The following is a 20,562-nucleotide window of genomic DNA, read 5'->3' on the forward strand; positions in this document are numbered from 1 at the left end:
TAATTAAAGTTAATGATTTTTAAAACACTACCTTAAATTTTAGGTCTTAGATGTCCACTTTTTGCTGACGATTTACACAAAAATAAATTAATGTTTATTGATAAATCAGATAGATTGAAAAGTTTTAACTCATATCGTGTATCGCGATACGCAATATGAGTTTTTAATTTATTGTTTTTTAGAATTAAAATTTGTAATATTGCGTATCGCGATATGCAATATATGAAGAAGAACCAACAAATGAAACCACAAGATATTGTTTTACTACTAAAAATAATAGCTGTAAACAATGAAAACTGGGAACAAAAACCAATAGCCGAACAACTAGGATTAAGTCAGTCTGAAGTAAGCGAATCCGTTGCAAGATCTAAATACGCTGGTTTGTTAAATCCGAAAGGAAAATCGGTAATGCGTTTTGCTTTATTAGAGTTTCTAGAACATGGTGTAGCGTATGTTTTTCCACAAAAACCAGGATCAATTGTACGTGGTGTAGCTACAGCACATTCTACAGCACCATTAAGTACTATCATTCAAAGTAATGAATTTTATGTTTGGCCCTATGGTAAAGGAAATGAAAAAGGACATGGAATAGAACCATTATACAAAACAGTCCCAAAAGCAGTCTTACAAGATTCAAAATTGCACGAGTTATTAGCATTGGTTGATGCAATACGTGTTGGCCGTGCTAGAGAAAAAGAACTAGCTGTACAGGAACTGAAAAATAGAATTTTAAATGGAGAATAAAACAATAAATGTTGGTGTTGTTGCTAAAATTGCAGAAGCATTAAAAGATCTTAACGATAAAGTCGTGTTTGTTGGTGGAGCTGTAGTTAGTTTATATACAGATGATCCTGCGGCAGATGAGATTAGACCTACTGCGGACATCGATTTTACGGTGAATATTGCTAACATATCTAATTTCTCTGTTTGGAATGATCTAATAGAAAAATTGAATACATTAGGTTTTTCACCAGATCCATTTGGACATGCAATTTGTAGTTACAAATACATGGACATTCCTGTTGATATTATGGCGCCAGAAGATGGACCAAATGGACCATCAAACAAATGGTACAAAAAGGGTTTTAATGATCTATGGAAAGTAGATGTAAAAGAACAGACGGTAAACATATTATCTTCTCCATATTATTTGGCTTCAAAATTTGAAGCATTCAATGATAGAGGGAAAGATTTTAGAACAAGTCATGATTTAGAAGATATCATTTATATTTTAGACAATAGAACCACAATGGTAGATGAGATAATAAATGCAGAAGATGAAGTAAAGAGCTTTATCGTTTCTCAATTTATGAACTTTAAAAAAAAAGGTATTCTAGAAGAAGCTTTAATTGCGCACATTCACCCAATTATGCTAGATGAAAGATTATCAATTGTAGAAGAAAAACTTGAAATGATATTACAATACTAAGACTACTATTACTATAAACAACACTAACATGAAATTTAACGAAACAAATACTGTAGAGGCTTTTGTGGTAGATCAATTAGCTGGTGCTAAACTAGGTAATAGTTCTATTGTAGAAGAATCTCCATTAACATATAAAAATAAACCGTGGCAATACGTTGCTCCACAAGATTTAAACCGTAGTACAAATCAAGTTTTACTAGAGGAAAATCTTCATCAAGCTTTACAACGCTTAAACCCAAGCATAGCGGATAATCCACATTTGGCTGATGAGGTAATTTATAAATTACGTGCAATATTATTGTCTGTGGATCAAATTGGTTTGGTGCGAGCAAATAAAGCTTTTCATAATTGGATGTGTGGGAATGAGTCAATGCCATTCGGTGAAAATAATCAACACGTTCCTATTCATTTAATAGATTTCGAAAACTTCGAAAACAATGAGTTTATAGTTACCAATCAATTAAGGGTCCATGCAAGAGAAACAAAAATTCCAGATATTGTGTTATACATAAATGGAATTCCAGTGGTGGTTGGTGAATTAAAAACTCCAATACGACCTTCAATTTCGTGGCAAGATGGTGCGAATGAAATAATAAGTGTTTATGAAAATTCAATTCCTCAATTATTTGTTCCAAACATTTTAAACTTTGCTACGGAAGGTAAAACCTTTGGTTATGGAGGTATTCGTACACCATTGCAATTTTGGGGACCATGGCGAATGGATTTAGATGAAAGCAAGGTTTTAAAATACGCTAGTCTAGAAGATGTTAGTGCAGAACTAAATGACTTATTACATCCAGAACGCTTATTGGATATTCTTAAAAACTTCTCATTATTCAGTGCCAACAACAAAAAACAACTGATAAAAGTTTTACCGCGTTTCCAGCAATACGAGGGAGCAAATAAAATAGTTGATCGTGTAATAAAAGGTAAAGTAAAGAAAGGTTTAATTTGGCATTTCCAAGGTTCAGGAAAATCATTTTTAATGGTATATGCTGCACAAAAATTAAGAAACACATCTGTGTTAAAAAGTCCTACGGTGATAGTATTAGTAGATCGTACTGATTTAGATACACAGATTTCTGGAACACTTAAGGCAGCAGATATTTCTAATGTTGTGACGACAGAAAATATTACCGAATTACAAAACCTTTTAGAACGTGATACACGTAAAATTATCGTATCGATGATTCATAAGTTTAGAGATGCTAAACCTGATATGAATACACGCGATAACATCATTGTCTTAGTGGATGAAGCACACAGAACACAAGAAGGTGATCTTGGTCGACAAATGCGAGCAGCTTTACCTAATGCATTTTTATTTGGTTTAACAGGAACACCTGTTAATCGTGCGGATAAAAATACATTTTGGGCATTTGGAGCAGAAGAAGATAATGGGGGATATTTATCACGCTATACGTTTCAAGATTCAATAAGAGATGGAGCGACGCTACCATTACATTTCGAACCGCGTTTAGTGGATGTGCATTTGAATAAAGAAGAATTAGATAAGGCATTTGAAGAATTAAAATCAAGTGTGGATCTTAACGATGAAGATGCAGATTTATTGAATCAAAAGTCAGCTAAGATGGCAAGCTTTTTAAAAGCGCCAGAGCGTGTTGAAAAAATAGTTGAAGATATCGCAAAGCACTTTAGAGAAAAAGTGGAGCCTAATGGACTGAAGGCGATGATTGTTACTCCAGATCGTTATGCTTGTGTTCAATACAAAGAAGAGTTAGATAGGCATTTCCCAACCGAAGCAAGTAAAGTTGTTTTCTCTACGACAGCTAATGATGATGCCGATTTTAAAGCGAAATGGGCTGTAGATAAATCCCAACAAGAAAAAATAGTTGAAGAGTTTAATCAAGCAGATTCTCCACTAAAGTTTATTATTGTTACGGCTAAATTATTAACTGGTTTTGATGCGCCAATTCTACAAACGCTTTACTTAGACAAATCTTTAAAAGATGTGACGCTATTACAAGCAATTTGTAGAACCAACCGATTATATCCGAATAAAGAGTTCGGTCGAATCGTAGACTATTTTGGGATTTTTGACGATGCTGCAAAAGCTTTACAATTTGATGATCAAACGATGAGGTCTATTATTACGAATCTAAATGAACTTAAAGATAAACTTCCAGATTTAATGAAAAATGCACTTTCACATTTTGATGGGGTAGATCGTAATTTGGATGGATATGAAGGAATTCAGGCTGCACAAGAAAAACTAAAGACTGATGAGCTGAAAGATGCCTTTGCAAAGGATTTTAAACCTCTAATGAAAGTTTGGGAATCATTATCACCAGATCGTATATTAGATCCTTATCAAGCGGATTTTAAATGGTTGTCAGGCATATTTGAATCGGTTCGTCCAGCATCTACACATACTGGTAAGTTATTGTGGATGACTTTAGGAAATGCAACTACAAAATTGATGCATGAAAATATTAAGGTAGGTGACGTACATGTTTTAGAAGAATTTATACTTGATGCAGATGTAATAGAAAATATTTTCAATAATCCAGATCCAAAAGAAGCGAAGAAGATTGAGGAGATTTTAGTGAAACGTTTCAAGAAATACGGTGGCGATACTAAATTTAGAAAATTAAGCGAACGTTTAGAAGATCTTAGAACTAGAGCAGAACAAGGGTTAATCACTTCCATTGAATTCGTGAAAGAGTTGTGTAAACTTGCTAAGGATACTCTACAAGCGGAAAAAGAATTGGAGGAAGAGCTAATCAACAAAACGCCCGTTGCAGCACTAACAGAGTTATTTATTGAGCTTAAAACAGATGAAACACCAGCAGTTGTAGAGCGTATTGTAAATGATATTGATGGTATTGTAAGAGTTGTTCGTTTTCCAGGTTGGCAAACTACTGCTGCTGGAGAACGTGAAGTGCAAAAATCATTGCGAAAGGCTCTGTTGAAATACCAATTGCATAAAAATGAGATGTTGTTTCAACGAGCATACGAATATATAAAAGAATACTATTAGTATAGAAAACTCAGTATAAAGCTGAGTTTTTTTATTACCCTACTTCTGGAGGGTTCGCTCCGTATCCTGCTAAATACCCCTCCCTACTATACTAATTTAAAAGTGGAGCAGGTAGTTAAAAAACATTTTTTAAAATTTTAATTAATAGTCAATTTAATGGGACATAATCTCCATAGAAATTAAAAATTAATGTTTTTGTATAATTTTTTTATAAAAAATATAAATTCATAAACACTTGTAGTTTAGTTATTTGGTATTTATTGTAAAAATTATTTTAGGTCATAACTTGACTTTTTTGTAAATGGTTACTATGTATATATAAAAAGGGCTCATTACGCCTTTATGTTATATATATGAAAGAATATAAACCAATACGATACTTTGTAGAAAATAACCTAACTACACTTAGTACAAGACAATTAAAAAGAAATGCTTCTAAAGCTTTTATTTCAGGTTGTAATTATGTAATTCAATCCTTAACATTAAATAATAAAAAACAATATGAAATTTTAGTTGACGAAATTGAAAGAATAGGAGAGAGAAAAAGAAAACCAAAGCAATCAAAGAAACCAGTCAAAATTATTAAAGAATTTGAATCTAAAACTTCAAGAAATTATATTACGGTTGTAACTATAAATTTTAAAGACACATCAGATGTTTTATTTTATGATGATTTAGTTTTAAAATTTTTTGAATACTCTAAAAAAGAAGATATGTATTATAGTATAGAGGTTGATAACGATGGTTATACCCATGTGCATTTTGCTTCAACAGGAGACATAAATTTTACATATAATTATCTTAACCAGATAATAAATATTGAATTGAAATTAAATCAAAAAATAGCAATAAGTATGAATGGGGAAAAATCATTTGCTCCAGTTGAGATTTCGCCAATGCGAGACCACCAATGCTTTCTTGAATATATTAGTAAAGAATCATACATTATTTACTTGAACGTAGTTGCTCAGAAATGGTCTTAAATGCTGGGTTTTAATACTCAATGTTAATAATATAAATTAATTTTTGAAAATTGAAATAATTCTTCTGATAATCAAATATATAAATGTTGTATTTTAAAATTTTTTGAATTAAAAGCCCGCTATTTACATCAATTAATAATAGCTAAAAATAATGTGGGTGTAACGTAATAACTATAGATTCTTTTTGATGTTTTTTTCCTATATTTGTAAACGAAATAGAGGACTCTTTATAGAATACCAATTTATCCAAAAATCCCCCTAAATCTCACCCTCGACAAAAACACATTTTTTAAATCATTTATTTTCAGTGATTTAATGCGTTAAGAAAGGAATTGATTGGGGCTTTGATTTAGAGACCACAAAAGATTAGTGTTCTTATTGGATTGAATGATATAAATATAATTGTATATTTGATAAACGTTCAGAATGAAAATTCTGAACTTTTTGTATTTAAAATTATACAATAAGTTGTAAATTTTGTGCTCATTATTGTAGATTAATAATTAATAACCCTTTATTTATGAGTAAAGAAGTAGCAGTTTTAGGAGCTGGTTGTTTTTGGTGTGTCGAAGGAATATTTAATTCGATCAATGGAGTTGAGAAGGCTATTTCTGGATTCGCAGGAGGCGATGTAGAAAATCCAACTTATCGTCAAGTTTGCGATACAGAAACCAATCATGCTGAGGTAGTTGAAGTAACTTTTGATAATGAAGTCATTTCGTATGAAGAATTATTAGAAATTTTTTGGAATATTCATAATCCAACGCAATTAAATAGACAGGGAAATGATGTTGGTACACAATATCGTTCGAGTATTTTTTACACATCAGAAGAACAGAAAAAACAAGCAGAAAATTCGTTGAAGAAGTTTGATAACGGAACTTTATATGAGGATAAATTCGTTACAACAATTGAGCCTTTAGATCAATTTTGGCCAGCCGAAGATTATCACCAAGGTTATTATAACGAAAATCCCGATCAGCCCTATTGTTCGGCTGTAGTTGGACCAAAAATAGCCAAATTTAAATCAAAATTCAAACAGATTTTAAAATAAGAAAAGCGACCAATTGGTCGCTTTTCTATTATTTTCCTTTTTTACGTGCTTTTGCTTTTTGTTTTTGCTGACCACGATTTTTAGGTTTAGATTTTGGTGGTTTACGTTTTGTAGGACCGCCTAAATTCACCTTTTTATTTTTATCTTTTTTCTCGTGAAAAGCAGCGCCACGCTCTTCAATTTTTACAGTTGTAAGCGCTTTCATTTTTACAACTTCTTTTTCGAATTCACGTTTTACAGGATTAATTTTTACTTTGTCTTCAGGGAAGGGAAGTACATCAATCTCTTTGTTCATCAATTCTTCAATAGCATCTAATCGTTCAATTTCTTTTTCAGAAAAATAAGAAATAGCTTCACCTTTTTTATCTGCACGACCTGTACGTCCAATTCGATGAATATATTGTTCTGGTACATCAGGAATTTCAAAGTTGATAACATGGGTTACATCAGGAATATCTAATCCACGCGCCATAATATCAGTTGTAATAATACCACGATATTCATCTCGAGAAAAAGCTTCCATCGTTCTCAAACGATAATTTTGCGATTTATTCGAATGTATAACACCAAATTCATCAGGATAAATTTCGTCTAAATGATTAAAGATTAAATCTGCATGTTTCTTATTGTTTGCAAAAATCAAAACTTTTTCAAATTTTGCTTTATCTTCTAATTGATAGCTAACTAAATTTAATTTCGTATTGAAGTTTTCTACTGCAATAGCTGCTTGAGCTATTTTTTCTAATGGTGTTCCCGAACGAGCTAAAGAAATTTCGACAGGATTTTTAAAGTATTCATGCAACATATCATCAACTTGATCAGTCATTGTTGCAGAAAATAGAATGTTTTGACGTTTATCACTCATCATGGTAAACAAATGAATCAATTGCGGGCGAAAACCTAAACTTAACATTTCGTCAAATTCATCTACCACTAATTTTTTCATTTCTTTGAATGATAAAATATTGTCAATCGCTAAATCCAATACACGTCCTGGTGTTCCAACCAAAATATCGACACCTTCGTAGACCAATAATTTTTGTGTGTTAATGTTAACACCTCCATAAATACCAAGCACACGAACATTGATAAACTCAGTTAATTGTTCTAAAATATCAGTCACCTGAACCACTAATTCGCGAGTCGGAACCAGAATAACAATCTTTGGTTGATTTGTTTTAGAATATTGATAGGTATTCAGCAAAGGCAATAAATAAGCCAATGTTTTACCTGTACCTGTTTGTGCAATACCCATTATATCACGTCCAGAAAGAATCGGTCTGAACGATTTTTCTTGTATTGGAGTAGGGGTTGTGATATTCAACTTTTCTAAAGCTGAATTCAATTGTTTTGTTAATTCGAAATCCGCGAATGTAGCTTTCATTTGGCAAAGATAAGTTTTCTTGATGAATTCTTAAAAACTCAATGAGCAATCCGTTTAAATTCGTCTAATCTTTGTACTTTTGCATTTCGATTAAGTAAAAAGGAATAAAATGAGTTTAAAACAATACATCACACAGAATGTTTTAGAAGCGATTCAAAACGTTTATCAAATTAACCCAGAATCTGTTGAAATTCAGTTTACAAGGAAAGAATTTGAAGGTGATTATACATTAGTTGTTTTCCCATTAATTAGAACTTTGAAAGGTAAACCAGAAGATATCGGTACTAAAATCGGTGAAAATTTGGTCGAAAATAATAAAATTACAGCATTTAATGTTGTAAAAGGTTTCTTGAATATGAGCTTAAATTCTGTAGATTTTTTAGAAAATTATGCTCAAAATGCTCAAAATGCTACATTCGGAATTACGAAAGTTGACGAGAATTCGAGAACTGTAATGGTAGAATATTCTTCTCCAAATACAAACAAACCGCTGCATTTAGGACATGTTCGTAATAATTTGTTAGGTTTTTCGGTTGCTCAAATTATAGAAGCGGCAGGAAATAATGTGATTAAAACACAAATTATCAACGATCGTGGGATTCACATTTGTAAATCGATGATTGCATGGGAAAAATTTGGAAATGGTGAAACACCAGAATCTACAAATATGAAAGGCGATCATTTGGTTGGAAAATATTATGTAGAATTTGATAAACATTACCGCGAAGAAATCAAAGCATTGGTAGCGCAAGGAAAAACGGAAGAAGAAGCAAAAAAGGAGGCTCCAATTTTTTTAGAAGCTCAAAAAATGTTACGCCAATGGGAAGCACATGATGCGAAAGTGATTGAGCTATGGCAAACGATGAATGGTTGGGTGTACGATGGTTTTGCGAAAACATATAAACGTCTTGGGGTTGCTTTTGACGAATATTTATACGAATCAAATACGTATATTTTAGGTAAAGATATTGTTGAAGAAGGTTTAAACAAAGGTGTTTTCTTCAAAAAAGATGACGGTTCTGTTTGGATTGATTTGACTGAAGATGGTTTGGATGAAAAATTAGTTTTACGTTCAGATGGAACTTCAGTTTATATAACACAAGATTTAGGAACTGCTGTAGAGCGTTTCAAGAACAATCCAACGTTAGAAGAATTGACGTATGTTGTAGGAAATGAGCAAGATTATCACTTCAAAGTTTTATTCTTAATCCTTAAAAAATTAGGTTTTTCTTGGGCAGATGCTTTACATCATTTATCATACGGAATGGTTGATTTACCAAATGGTAAAATGAAATCTCGTGAAGGTACAGTTGTCGACGCGGACGAATTGATGGAAGATGTATACATAACAGCCAAAGAAATTTCGGAAGAGTTAGGTAAATTGGATGGCTTATCGGAAGATGAAAAAGCTGAATTGTACGAAACAATTGCGATGGGAGCTTTGAAATATTATATTTTGAAAGTAGATCCGAAGAAACGTATTTTATTTGATCCAAAAGAATCAGTAGATTTTAATGGTAATACAGGACCATTTATTCAATATGCGTTTGCACGAATTCAATCTTTGTTGAGAAAAGAATCTCCAAAAGAGTTTGATGCAAATTCTATTCAATTGAATGATGCAGAAAAAGAAATTATTCGTGCCTTATATGATTTTGAAGATACGATTAATAAAGCAGCTGTGGAAATGAGTCCAGCGTTGATTGCGAATTATGTGTACGAATTGGTGAAATTATTTAACTCGTTCTACCAAAATAATCCAATCTTGAAAAATGAAGATGAAAATGTGAAAAATTTTCGTTTGTATCTTTCTCAATGGGTTGCCAATACAATTCAAAATTCGTTACGTTTATTAGGAATAGGTGTTCCAGAAAGAATGTAATTACTGTATAAAATAAATATAGAAAAAATGCCTCATGATTGATGAGGCATTTTTTTATTCATTTATCAATTGCTCAGCGAATTGATTGTATTCTTGTTCTTTTTGAATCTTCTTTAATTTCCAAAACCAATAAATCGCACCGATTGGTAAGGCAATTGCTAAAGTAGAAAAGATTGATGTAAAGTTGAAACCATAACCAAGCAACTGAAAATTAAAAAACTGAAAATCAAAACCATCTAATGGCGCATATTTAATAGTCGGAAAATTCAAAAATATTAAAGCAATATATTTTAACCATTTAAGTTTTAATTGACTTTTTCTGATCATATTAAACACATAAATATTAAAAATAGGAATCGCTAAACCTATAATTGCAACAGCATAAAATAACACCATTGAAGGCAGAGGTTGATTAGAAAATTCTGGACTTACATTTAAAACTTTCTTGGTATTATCATCGTAAATGAATTTTATAATACCATAATTTTTATCATTCTGAAATAATATATTAACATTTGTAGAATTTGGAATAGTATTGCTGTTGGTCGAATAATGTTTATTTGCGCCTAAAAAAGTAAATTCCACCTCCTTTCCGTATTGGGATATCATTTCAGTTCTGAATTGATACAGACCTTCGTTCAAAACATTTTTATCCATGTTTTTCATTCCTTCATGTTCTAAAGCAAATAAATCAATGTTTTCATCAATCTTGCCATTCATAATGTTGTCCATAAATACAACAGCGCTTTTTTTGTATTCTTTTGTATTGCTATAAAATTGACAAGAATTGGTAATTAAAAATAGGATAAGTAGAAGTGATAAGTTTTTTAAGTGAAATTTCATAATTAGTTGAATAGAAAAATAAAAATAATAAATATTGTCTAATATAATTATAAGTTTGTTACTAAATTAAGATTTATCTTTGCTTCCTTATTTTAGTAAATAAAAGATGAAAATAGGAGATTTAATCAAACAAAAAGATCCAAACGATAAATTTAATTTGAAACGATTTCATGATGCACAAAGCTTTGTGTACGACGAAATTTTGATGGAAGTTCATGCCGGGAAAAAGCAAACGAATTGGATGGTTTTTATGTTTCCTCAACTTGCTGGTTTAGGTTCGAGTGATTCGTCATTAGAGTTTTCGATTTCTTCAAAAGAAGAAGCGAGAGCTTTTGTGAAGGATGAAGAACTTTGGGAAAATTATTTAGAAGTTTTGTCTGTACTATTAATGCGTCATAAAGGAGTTATTCCTCAATTGATTTTTGGAAAAAATGATGCAATGAAATTAAAGTCAAGTTTAACGTTGTTTAATTTTATCGTTCCAAAAGAGAAAATCATCAAGGATGTGTTGAAATTTTTCTACGCAGATCAAACGGATAAAAAAACATTAAGTATTCTGAAACAGATGAATAGATAAAAAAAACTCGCATTTGCGAGTTTTTTTATTATTAAATGAGTTATTGTTTTTCGATTTATTAAAGTTTAAGTAATTTATAATCACTAATTTATTCATTTGAAGTAGTTTGATTATTATAAAGAAATTCATTGAATTCATTGATGAATTATTAAAGAAAAGAGCTTGTAATAATATTATTTTAAAAATATTTTGGCGCATTGAACTAAAATAATGAATGTAAAATTATCGAACATGAATAAATATTTATTCAAAATATTTACGAATTAGAGAATTGGTTTGTTTTTTGCTTAATTCGAGCAAATATAATTAGGCAATAAAGAAAAGGAATACTATTTTTGGACTATGCAGCTTTCCTCTAAACAAAAGTTTTTTCAATATCTCAAAAAATCAATTAATTTTTTTCAAAATTTATTGAATCTCTTAAAACTTGTACTGACAGAAAGACAATTTTTGTACTTGTCATGTATTTTAGTTGCGATTTCATCTGCATTTGCTGTGATCGTTTTAAAAACATTTGCACACATCGTTTTCCAATTTACAGTTTACATTAATAATTTAGTTAAGCTTCCTTATATTAATAGTATACTTCCGATTATTGGGATTTTGCTTACGGTTTTTGTTGTGCAAAAATTTTTGAATGGTTCAATAGAAAAAGGAACTTCTCAAATTATGATTGCTGTAGCTAAAAAATCAGGAATAATGCCTAAAAAACAAATGTATGCACAAATTGTTACCAGCTCTTTAACTGTTGGTATGGGTGGTTCAGCAGGTTTAGAGTCGCCAATTACAATCACAGGTGCAGCCTTTGGATCAAATTATGCACAATACTATAGGTTTAAATATAAAGAACGTACTTTGTTATTGGCATGTGGAGTTGCGGCAGGTATTGCAGCGGCTTTTAATGCGCCAATCGCAGGTGTATTATTTGCTATAGAAATTGTATTAGCAGATATGAGTGTTACTGCTTTTATTCCATTGTTGTTATCCTCTGCAACAGGAGCTTTGATTGCAAATTTAACATTGAAAAGTAATATGTTATTATCATTTCGGTATGCTTTAGGTTTTGATTATCACAATGTGATTTTTTATGTTATTTTGGGTGTATTGGCAGGCTTTATTTCTGTTTATCATGCCAGATTATTTCGTAAAGTGGAACATCTTATTGGCAATTATTCGGATAATGTTTATTGGCGAGCAATGGTTGGAGCAGGGAGTTTAGCAATTTTGATTTTCTTTTTTCCCACTTTATTTGGAGAAGGTTATGAAAGTATTAAATATTTAGCAAATGATGAAGCAGGTTTTATTCTGAATAATTCTTTGTTAGAAGATTTTAGGACTAATCAATGGGTTGTTTTAGCCTTTGTTTTTGTAACTATTTTAATAAAATCTATTGCAACAGGATTGACATTAGGAAGTGGTGGAAACGGTGGAAATTTCGCACCATCTTTGTTTGTTGGCTCATATTTGGGCTATGTTGTCGCAAAAGTATTTAATCTCATCGGTTTCAAAGATGTTCCTGTTGGAAATTTTACTGTTGTTGGAATGGCAGCAGTTTTGAGTGGATTATTTCATGCACCTTTAACAGCTATTTTCTTGATTGCGGAAATTACAGGAGGTTACGGATTAATGATTCCACTGATGATTGTCTCTTCTATTAGTTTTGCAATTTCTAAACGTTATGATAAATATTCGATGGATATATACGCAATAGCGGATAAAGGAATTGTTTTTACCTCGGATAAAGATCGTAATCTTTTTAATAAAATAGATTTATTTTCTATTTACATCAAGAATATTAAAACATTGACAGTTTATGATTCAATAGAAGATATCAAAACTATTTTTTCGACTACTACCCAAGATTTTATTCCAGTTTTAAATGAAGATCAATCTATTCATGGAATTATCGTTTTAGACAATATTCGATCATTTATTTTTAAGGATAATTTAGAGGGAAAAAGTTATCTTGAATGCATTACAAGCGCTTCTTCTACATCAATCTTTACAAACGCAGCAACTGTGATGAAGATGATGGAAAGTAAAAAAACAGAATATATTTTATTAACTAAAAAAGGTAAGTTTGAAGGCTATGTTACAGAAAGTTTATTGCTTGAGAATTACCGTTCTAATTTGAATAAATTACGAATAGAATAATGTTTTAATTCTGAATGCCTTTAAAAATTAATTCATAATTATCATATTTTTTTCGAAGTCGTTGTTTTGCTTTTTTAACAGAATCTGGTGTTATACCTAACAAATGAGCTATTTCTATATTCGTTAAACCTAATTTTGTAAGGTAAATAATCCGTAAATTTGATTCAGTTAAATCTGAAAAATTATTTTCTAAATACGATACAAAATCAGCCTTTTCAGATGCAAAAACTTTTTTAAAGTTATTCCAATTTTCATCCGTCATCAAATGAGATTTCAACAAATTATTCAATTGTAATTCATGTTCTTCTGTTTTTTTATTGGATGATTTTGATAAATTATCAATTTCTTTATTCAATATTTCTATCTGTGTATTTTTATCAGCTAAATATATCTTGTAAGAATCTAAGGTTTTATTAGCCTTATTTAAGCGGCTTTCAGACTTTAATTTTTCATTATGTAATTTTAATACTTTGTTGTCATTTATAGAATTTTGAATTTTCATTTTTCTTTTAAACGATATAAAAACGAATAAAATAATGATAGTTAGTAAGATAGAAACAATTATAAGTGCATTTTTTAGCAGAATGGTTTTTTCACGTTTTATTTTTTCAGTTTCATATTTATAATCAAAATTATTTTTTTGGATATTCCAATTTATTTCATTGATTACATTTTCACCATCCGTAAGCTTTATTTCAGTTTCTAACTCACTTAATTTGCGTCGAAAATCGAGTTCTTCTGCTGTATTTCCTTTTTTTATAGCAATATCCAGTAAAAGTGTGAAGATATCTTTCTCAAAACTATTAAGATAAGCTTTTCCAGAAGTGTATTTTTTTGCTTCGTTTAATATTTCTTTTGCCTCATCAATTCTGTCTAACTGCAAATATAATTTTCCAAGTTGAATATTAGCGTACATTAAATTTCTATGATTTTTACTTTCTCTAGAAATTTCGATATCCGTTATTAAATTTTGAATTGCAAGCTCATATTCTTTATTTTGAATTTGAATACCAGCAATATCTCCTAACGCTTTTGCATACCTAATTTTATCATTATTCTTTACGGCGTGTTCTTTGGTTTGATTAAAATAATGATTAGCCTTTGCGGTATCCTTTTTTTCAAGGAAAATATGTCCAATGGCATTCAGAATTGAGCCGTATTCATTGTCTTTTTTATTTGCATATTGCAGTGCCAAAAATAGATATTTTTCACTTTTATCCAATTCTTTTACATTCATAAAGAAAAAAGCATTTTTTTTGTAAACATCACTTTTCTGGAAAACATTATTATTGTCTGCAAAATCTAATAACTTAGACGATTCCATAAAATAAGGATAAGCCTTTAAATATTGATTATAACTATAGTAATAGTAACCAAATTGAGTATTTATCCAAATTTGCATATCTATTAAGCCTAAATCTTTTGCAGTTTTTCTTGCAGAATTAAAAAGTTGTTCACTTTTTGGATTTAATTTATCTAATTTTTCAGCATAAATATTGGCTAATAAAGTTTGATAAATAATATTCAGATTTTTTGAAACGTAATCATTTGATTTACTACGTAGAATATCAAAATTTCTTTTTAATTGAATAGAATCTTTCACATCTTTATTTTGATTAATTACATAATCTAATAGCACTAAATCTTTTGCTTCTCGACTGGAAGTAAATGAAGTTGTAAATAAAGTGTTACATAGTATAAACGTAAATAAAATAAAGATTCTATGCATACATATTTTTTATCAAAGATAATAGTAAAATTTATTTATATTAACATATTGTTAATTAGTAGTCTATAAATTATTAACTTTGATTATTCTCGAAAAATATATCATCTTAAAAAGATAGATCTATAACTAATTTATAATTTTAATATAATTGAGCGTGATGATTTCATCTAAAAATTATTAATGTTGTTGTTTTTTCTAATGATTATCTCTAAAATGTTTTTTTATTCTAAATTTTTATATTACTTAAATGTTTGTTAAACAGTCTTTTATTGTTTGTCCCCTTTGATGTCCCCCACAAAAAAATGATTTTTATTTTAGATGTGCATAATTTTGACACAAGTTATTAGATGATTACTAATGCTAACCTATAAAGCAAACTACATGATAACTTTAACAACTTAAACCTATTATATTAATTACAAAATGAATTCCTCTAAAGACGACTCTTAGAGGAATTTTTTTTGTATTATTTTCTTCGTAATTTGGTCTTAGAATTTTTATAATGGAAAGATTAAAGAAAATAAATTACTCAGTGTTAGATTTGGCTTATGTAAGAGAAGGAGAGTCATTAAATCAGACATTTGAAAATACATTAGAAAATGCGAAATTTGTAGATGAAATAGGTTATAGTCGTTATTGGCTTTCGGAACATCATAATATGCAAAATGTCGCAAGTGCTTCAACTTCACTTTTAATCGGCTATGTAGCAAATGGAACATCAAAAATAAAAGTAGGTTCGGGTGGAATTATGCTCCCAAATCATTCTACTTTATCGATTGCAGAGCAATTTGGAACATTAGATGCCCTTTATCCAAATCGGATAGATTTAGGTCTTGGTCGTGCTCCAGGTACGGATCAGTTAACAGCGTCTATTTTGCGTCGTGGCAATAATTTTATGAATTATAATTTTGAAGCTGAAATCAAAGACTTACAAAACTATTTTAGCACCGATAATAAAGATAGTAAAGTTCGTGCAATTCCTGGAGAAGGTGCAAATGTGCCACTTTACATTTTGGGCTCTAGTACAGATTCGGCTTTTTTGGCGGCTAAATTAGGTTTACCTTACGCTTTTGCTGGGCATTTTGCGCCTCAACAGTTTTATAACGCGGTCGAAATTTATCGTTCTCAATTTCAACCTTCAGAATTTTTGAAAGAACCTTATACAATTGCTTGTGTTAATGTAATTGCATCAAATACAGACGAGCAAGCACATTATTTATCCATGTCAATGTACCAAGCTTTTCTCAATATTATTACCGATAAACGTCAACCAATTGTGCCACCAGAAAAAACACAATTAGAGCTCGCTTCATCAGAACAGAAATACATGCTAAAAGGTATGACCGCATTATCTTTTATTGGGAGCAAAGGTACTTTATCGCAAGCTTTTGATGAATTTATTTTCGAATCTAAAGTAGATGAAATAATGGTTTCTACAAATGTTTTTGATCAAAAAGCAAAAAGAAAATCGTATCAAATTGTAAGTGAATTGTTTCGTTAAATGAACCAAAAAAAATCATTCTCAAAAGTCGCTTATTATTGGATGTTTATTGATCAGTTTAAAGATCAATTTACACTTATTTTGATGTTTAATCTTTTGCTTTTCTTTGTTGCAAATCATTGGAGTTACCTCGTTCCTGAAGTTTATTTATTTGTCAATCACAAAGATGTTTTTAATTTATTTCGAGAACAATTTGTACCAACTGCTTTTTTCGAAGTATTGGCTTATACTTATTTGGGTTCATTATTCCTTCATTTGGGAACGTATAAATTGAATAAAACATGGATGTTTAGATTAAATGCATTACTTCTAATCATCGTTTCGACTTATTTTTGGACAATTCCTTCTTTGCAAAGTCTAAAAATGATACTAGAAAGAATGCATCCTTATTTTATCTTAGCAATTGTGGGACAAATCGCTTTGTATTTAATCGTTGGGAATGATTTTTTTTGCCTTATCAAAAATAAAAGAAAACAAGCCAAAATCAATCATTCTTAGTTATATTTGCCAAAACTTAATTTTACAAAAATCAAACTATGTACTCATTTGATAAATTTCACGAATTAATTTCCGAAACAATCGATAACAATCCATTTTCTAAAAATCCAGAAGAATTATACGAACCAATGGATTATATTTTGAATATTGGAGGTAAAAGAATTCGTCCAATTTTGACTTTATTGGGAACTGATTTGTTTGATGGTGATGTTCAAAAAGCATTGAAACCTTCTTTAGCAATCGAGTTTTTTCATAATTTTTCGTTGATGCACGACGATATTATGGATAATGCTTCTTTGAGAAGAAACAAAGCGACTGTTCATGAAAAATTTGGATTGAATACAGCAATTCTTTCTGGTGACGCCATGTTGGTAAAAGCTTATCAATATTTAGAAGATATGGAACCTGAATTGTTTAAGCGTTCTACGAAACTTTTTTCACATACAGCTTTAGAGGTTTGTGAAGGACAACAATTGGATGTTAATTACGAAACGAAATTAAATGTTTCGTATGAAGATTATATCAAAATGATCTCTCTTAAAACAAGTGTTTTACTTGGTTGTGCCCTAAAATTAGGTGCAATGATTGGAAATGCTTCTGAAGAAGATGCAGATAAATTATACCAATATGGTTTGAATTTAGGTATTGCATATCAGTTGAAAGATGACTATTTGGATGTGTTTGGTAGCCTTGAACATTTAGGTAAAAAACATGCCGGTGATATTTTCGAGAATAAGAAAACAATTCTTTATATTTCAGCTTTAGAGGCTGCAAATGAAGAAGAAAAGGAAGAGTTATTATATTGGTATAGTTCAAATACCGATAATATAGATAAGGTATATGCGGTAGAAAAATTATTCAGAAAGCTGAATGTAAACCGTAAATTATCGACCTTAATTAGAGAATATACTAATAAAGCGCATAGTTATTTGGATCAAATTGATGTTCCAGAAGAACGAAAAACGTATTTAAGAGAATTGAGTGAAGTTTTAATTGATCGTCAAGGATAAGAAAAATGCAATTTAGAACGACTTTCCAAATTCAACCTTCTGATTTTAAGCTGCATCATCAACATCAAATTTTGACGATTGGTTCTTGCTTTTCAGACGAAATTGGAAAATATTTAGTCGATTTAAAATTTAATGCATGTGTTAATCCGTTTGGCGTAATTTTTAATACAATTTCTATTCAAAAATTAATCGAAAGAAGCATTCATAAAAAATACTTTACAACTGCAGATGTACATCAGAATGGAGAAGAATTTTTCTGTTTTGATGTACATTCGTCGTTTAATGCACTTACAAAAGTTGAAGTTTTAGAGAGATTAAATTCAACTCTGGAGCAAGTTTATCAGTTTATTTACTCTTGTGATGTTGTAATGATAACCTTGGGAACTTCATGGATTTACGAATGGAAAAACACCAATCAAATTGTTGCAAACTGTCATAAAGTTGAGGCAAAACAATTTGAAAAAAAATTGTTGACTACTGAAGAAAATCTAAAATCGTTAGAATTAATTGTTTCAGATTTGAAGAAAATTAATCCAAACATCAGATTGATTACAACAGTTAGTCCAGTTCGTCATACAAAAGATGGAATAATCGAAAATAATGTGAGCAAAGCAAGATTAATAGATGCTTTGTATCAACTGAATCTTCAATATAATCAAGTTGACTATTTTCCGTCTTACGAATTGGTTTTGGATGATTTGAGAGATTATCGTTTTTTTAAAGAAGATCTTATTCATCCTTCTAAACAGGCAGTTGATTACATTTGGGAAAAGTTTTCAGTAACTTATTTAGAGCAATCAACACATACTATTAATCAAAAAATAAACAAAGTCATTTCAGCGATGAATCATCATCCTTTTAATGAAGAATCAGAAAATCATCAAAAATTTTTAGTTAAAACAATTGCTTTGATGAATGAATTAGAAAAAGACAATCAGCTTGATTTTTCGCTTGAAAAAGAATGTTTAAGATCAAAATTAAAACAATGTTAATTGATACACATACACATCTTTATTCAGAACAATTTGAAAATGATAGAGATGAAGTAATTGCGCGAGCAAAAGAAAATGGAGTAGAGCGATTTTATTTGCCTGCAATCGACAAAAGTTATACAGACAAAATGTTGGCATTAGAAGCGCAGCATCAAGATTCGATGTTTGCGATGATGGGATTGCATCCGTGTTCGGTTCATCCAGACACAATAGAAGAGGAATTAACTCATGTTCGCGAATGGATTGACAAACGTTCATTTAAAGCGATTGGTGAAATTGGAATCGACTTGTATTGGGAAAAAGAATTTCTAAAAACACAACAAGATGCATTTAAAACGCAGATTGAATGGGCAAAAGAAAAGAATTTACCAATTGTGATTCATTGTCGTGATGCATTCAACGAAGTTTTTGAAGTATTAGAGGAAGTTAAAGACGAAAAATTATTCGGAATTTTTCATTGCTTTTCAGGAACAAAAGAAGATGCGCAACGTGCAATTGATTTCAATTTAAAATTAGGAATTGGAGGAGTCGTAACATTTAAAAATGGTAAAATAGATCAATTTTTAGGTGATTTTGACATCAATCATATCGTTCTCGAAACAGATTCACCTTATTTAGCGCCAGTTCCGTTTCGAGGGAAACGAAATGAAAGTAGTTATCTAACATATATTTGTGATAAATTAGTAGATATTTATCACAAAACACCAGCTGAAATAGCAACAATTACAACAAAAAATGCATTAGACATTTTCGAACGTTAGGAAAAATCAGAATAGAAAAATTATATTTGCAAAAGAAAACCTTTGACAAAATGAAATACAAAAGAATATTACTTAAATTAAGTGGAGAAGCATTAATGGGAGATTTACAATATGGTATCGATCCAAATATGCTGAAACAATATGCTCAACAAATTAGAGAAGTAGCAGAACTTGGTTGCGAAGTGGCAATCGTAATTGGAGGAGGTAATATTTTTAGAGGTGTTCAGGGTGTAGCTTCTGGTATGGATCGCGTACAAGGAGATTACATGGGAATGTTGGCTACTGTGATAAATAGTATGGCATTACAAGGAGCTTTGGAAGATGCTGGAGTTAATACGCGTTTACAAACAGCTATTCGTATGGAACAAATTGCAGAACCATTTATCAAAAGAAGAGCGACGCGTCATTTAGAAAAAGGTCGTGTAGTAATTTTTGGAGCTGGAACAGGAAATCCGTACTTTACAACAGATACAGCTGCTGTATTAAGAGCAATTGAAACACAAGCAGATGTTATTTTGAAAGGAACACGTGTGGATGGAATTTATACAGCTGATCCAGAAAAAGATCCATCTGCAGAAAAATTTGAAACAATTTCTTATCAAGAAGTGTACGATAAAAACTTAAAAGTAATGGATATGACAGCTTTTACTTTGAGTGAAGAGAATAATTTACCTATTATTGTATTTGATATGAATACAGATGGTAACTTGAAAAAATTAATATTAGGAGAAAACGTAGGTACTCTTGTAACAAATAAATAAATC

Annotated in this window: 17 protein-coding genes; 14 read left to right on the forward strand and 3 right to left on the reverse strand. The window is 30.4% G+C overall.

Features of this window, described 5'->3' with window-relative positions; all coding sequences use genetic code 11:
- The first annotated feature begins 222 nt into the window (after positions 1–222).
- From IF125_RS05955 to msrA, 5 genes are all read left to right on the forward strand, one after another.
- Positions 223–744 carry a hypothetical protein gene (locus tag IF125_RS05955; RefSeq protein ID WP_225541839.1) on the forward strand — a complete coding sequence of 174 codons (522 nt, stop codon included), beginning with the start codon at positions 223–225 and terminating at the stop codon, positions 742–744.
- A complete protein-coding gene (locus IF125_RS05960) occupies positions 734–1,429 on the forward strand; it encodes a nucleotidyl transferase AbiEii/AbiGii toxin family protein (protein ID WP_225541840.1) in 696 nt (231 codons plus the stop codon). The genes IF125_RS05955 and IF125_RS05960 overlap by 11 nt, the downstream gene beginning before the upstream one ends.
- Positions 1,430–1,457: 28 nt before the next feature.
- Complete coding sequence (locus IF125_RS05965) at positions 1,458–4,430, forward strand: type I restriction endonuclease subunit R (RefSeq protein WP_225541841.1); 2,973 nt, start codon at positions 1,458–1,460, stop codon at positions 4,428–4,430.
- Between the two features lie 353 nt (positions 4,431–4,783).
- Positions 4,784–5,413, forward strand: a complete 630-nt coding sequence (locus IF125_RS05970; RefSeq protein ID WP_225541842.1) for a hypothetical protein — start codon at positions 4,784–4,786, stop codon at positions 5,411–5,413.
- A gap of 520 nt (positions 5,414–5,933) precedes the next feature.
- Positions 5,934–6,467 (forward strand): peptide-methionine (S)-S-oxide reductase MsrA, encoded by a 534-nt coding sequence (gene msrA / locus IF125_RS05975; RefSeq protein WP_171621746.1) that lies wholly within the window; start codon positions 5,934–5,936, stop codon positions 6,465–6,467.
- Positions 6,468–6,495: 28 nt separating this feature from the next.
- On the opposite strand, the gene IF125_RS05980 is transcribed toward msrA, so the two are convergent.
- Positions 6,496–7,851, reverse strand: coding sequence for a DEAD/DEAH box helicase (locus tag IF125_RS05980; protein ID WP_171621747.1), 1,356 nt, complete (start codon positions 7,849–7,851; stop codon positions 6,496–6,498).
- A gap of 109 nt (positions 7,852–7,960) precedes the next feature.
- Between IF125_RS05980 and argS the strand changes: the two genes are divergently transcribed.
- Positions 7,961–9,733 carry an arginine--tRNA ligase gene (argS, locus tag IF125_RS05985; RefSeq protein ID WP_225541843.1) on the forward strand — a complete coding sequence of 591 codons (1,773 nt, stop codon included), beginning with the start codon at positions 7,961–7,963 and terminating at the stop codon, positions 9,731–9,733.
- Positions 9,734–9,787: 54 nt separating this feature from the next.
- Here the strand turns inward: argS and IF125_RS05990 are convergent, their stop codons facing one another.
- A complete protein-coding gene (locus tag IF125_RS05990) occupies positions 9,788–10,576 on the reverse strand; it encodes a hypothetical protein (RefSeq protein ID WP_225541844.1) in 789 nt (262 codons plus the stop codon).
- Positions 10,577–10,682: 106 nt separating this feature from the next.
- Here IF125_RS05990 and IF125_RS05995 point away from each other — a divergent pair, with 106 nt between their 5' ends.
- Together IF125_RS05995 and IF125_RS06000 are read left to right on the forward strand one after the other, a co-directional pair.
- Entirely contained in the window at positions 10,683–11,153 is a 471-nt protein-coding gene (locus tag IF125_RS05995) for a DUF1810 family protein (RefSeq protein WP_171621750.1), read from the forward strand.
- Positions 11,154–11,495: 342 nt separating this feature from the next.
- Positions 11,496–13,307, forward strand: a complete 1,812-nt coding sequence (locus tag IF125_RS06000; RefSeq protein ID WP_171621751.1) for a chloride channel protein — start codon at positions 11,496–11,498, stop codon at positions 13,305–13,307.
- A gap of 4 nt (positions 13,308–13,311) precedes the next feature.
- On the opposite strand, the gene IF125_RS06005 is transcribed toward IF125_RS06000, so the two are convergent.
- Positions 13,312–14,544 carry a tetratricopeptide repeat protein gene (locus IF125_RS06005; protein ID WP_225541845.1) on the reverse strand — a complete coding sequence of 411 codons (1,233 nt, stop codon included), beginning with the start codon at positions 14,542–14,544 and terminating at the stop codon, positions 13,312–13,314.
- A 994-nt stretch (positions 14,545–15,538) separates the two neighbouring features.
- Here IF125_RS06005 and IF125_RS06010 point away from each other — a divergent pair.
- The 6 genes from IF125_RS06010 to pyrH are packed head-to-tail and all read left to right on the forward strand — an operon-like array spanning position 15,539 to position 20,559.
- Entirely contained in the window at positions 15,539–16,537 is a 999-nt protein-coding gene (locus tag IF125_RS06010) for an LLM class flavin-dependent oxidoreductase (RefSeq protein WP_225541846.1), read from the forward strand.
- Complete coding sequence (locus IF125_RS06015; RefSeq protein ID WP_225541847.1) at positions 16,538–17,035, forward strand: hypothetical protein; 498 nt, start codon at positions 16,538–16,540, stop codon at positions 17,033–17,035.
- Between the two features lie 38 nt (positions 17,036–17,073).
- Positions 17,074–18,045: a polyprenyl synthetase family protein gene (locus IF125_RS06020; RefSeq protein WP_171621756.1), complete on the forward strand. Its 972-nt coding sequence runs from the start codon at positions 17,074–17,076 to the stop codon at positions 18,043–18,045.
- A 5-nt stretch (positions 18,046–18,050) separates the two neighbouring features.
- Positions 18,051–19,037, forward strand: coding sequence for a GSCFA domain-containing protein (locus tag IF125_RS06025; RefSeq protein ID WP_225539927.1), 987 nt, complete (start codon positions 18,051–18,053; stop codon positions 19,035–19,037).
- On the forward strand, positions 19,031–19,798 hold the full coding sequence (locus tag IF125_RS06030) for a TatD family hydrolase (protein WP_225539925.1): 768 nt from the start codon (positions 19,031–19,033) through the stop codon (positions 19,796–19,798). The genes IF125_RS06025 and IF125_RS06030 overlap by 7 nt, the downstream gene beginning before the upstream one ends.
- A gap of 50 nt (positions 19,799–19,848) precedes the next feature.
- Positions 19,849–20,559: a UMP kinase gene (pyrH, locus tag IF125_RS06035; RefSeq protein WP_225539923.1), complete on the forward strand. Its 711-nt coding sequence runs from the start codon at positions 19,849–19,851 to the stop codon at positions 20,557–20,559.
- The last annotated feature ends 3 nt before the right edge of the window (positions 20,560–20,562 follow it).

Origin of the sequence: Empedobacter stercoris (assembly GCF_020281205.1) — a bacterium.
GTDB classification, from domain to species: domain Bacteria; phylum Bacteroidota; class Bacteroidia; order Flavobacteriales; family Weeksellaceae; genus Empedobacter; species Empedobacter stercoris.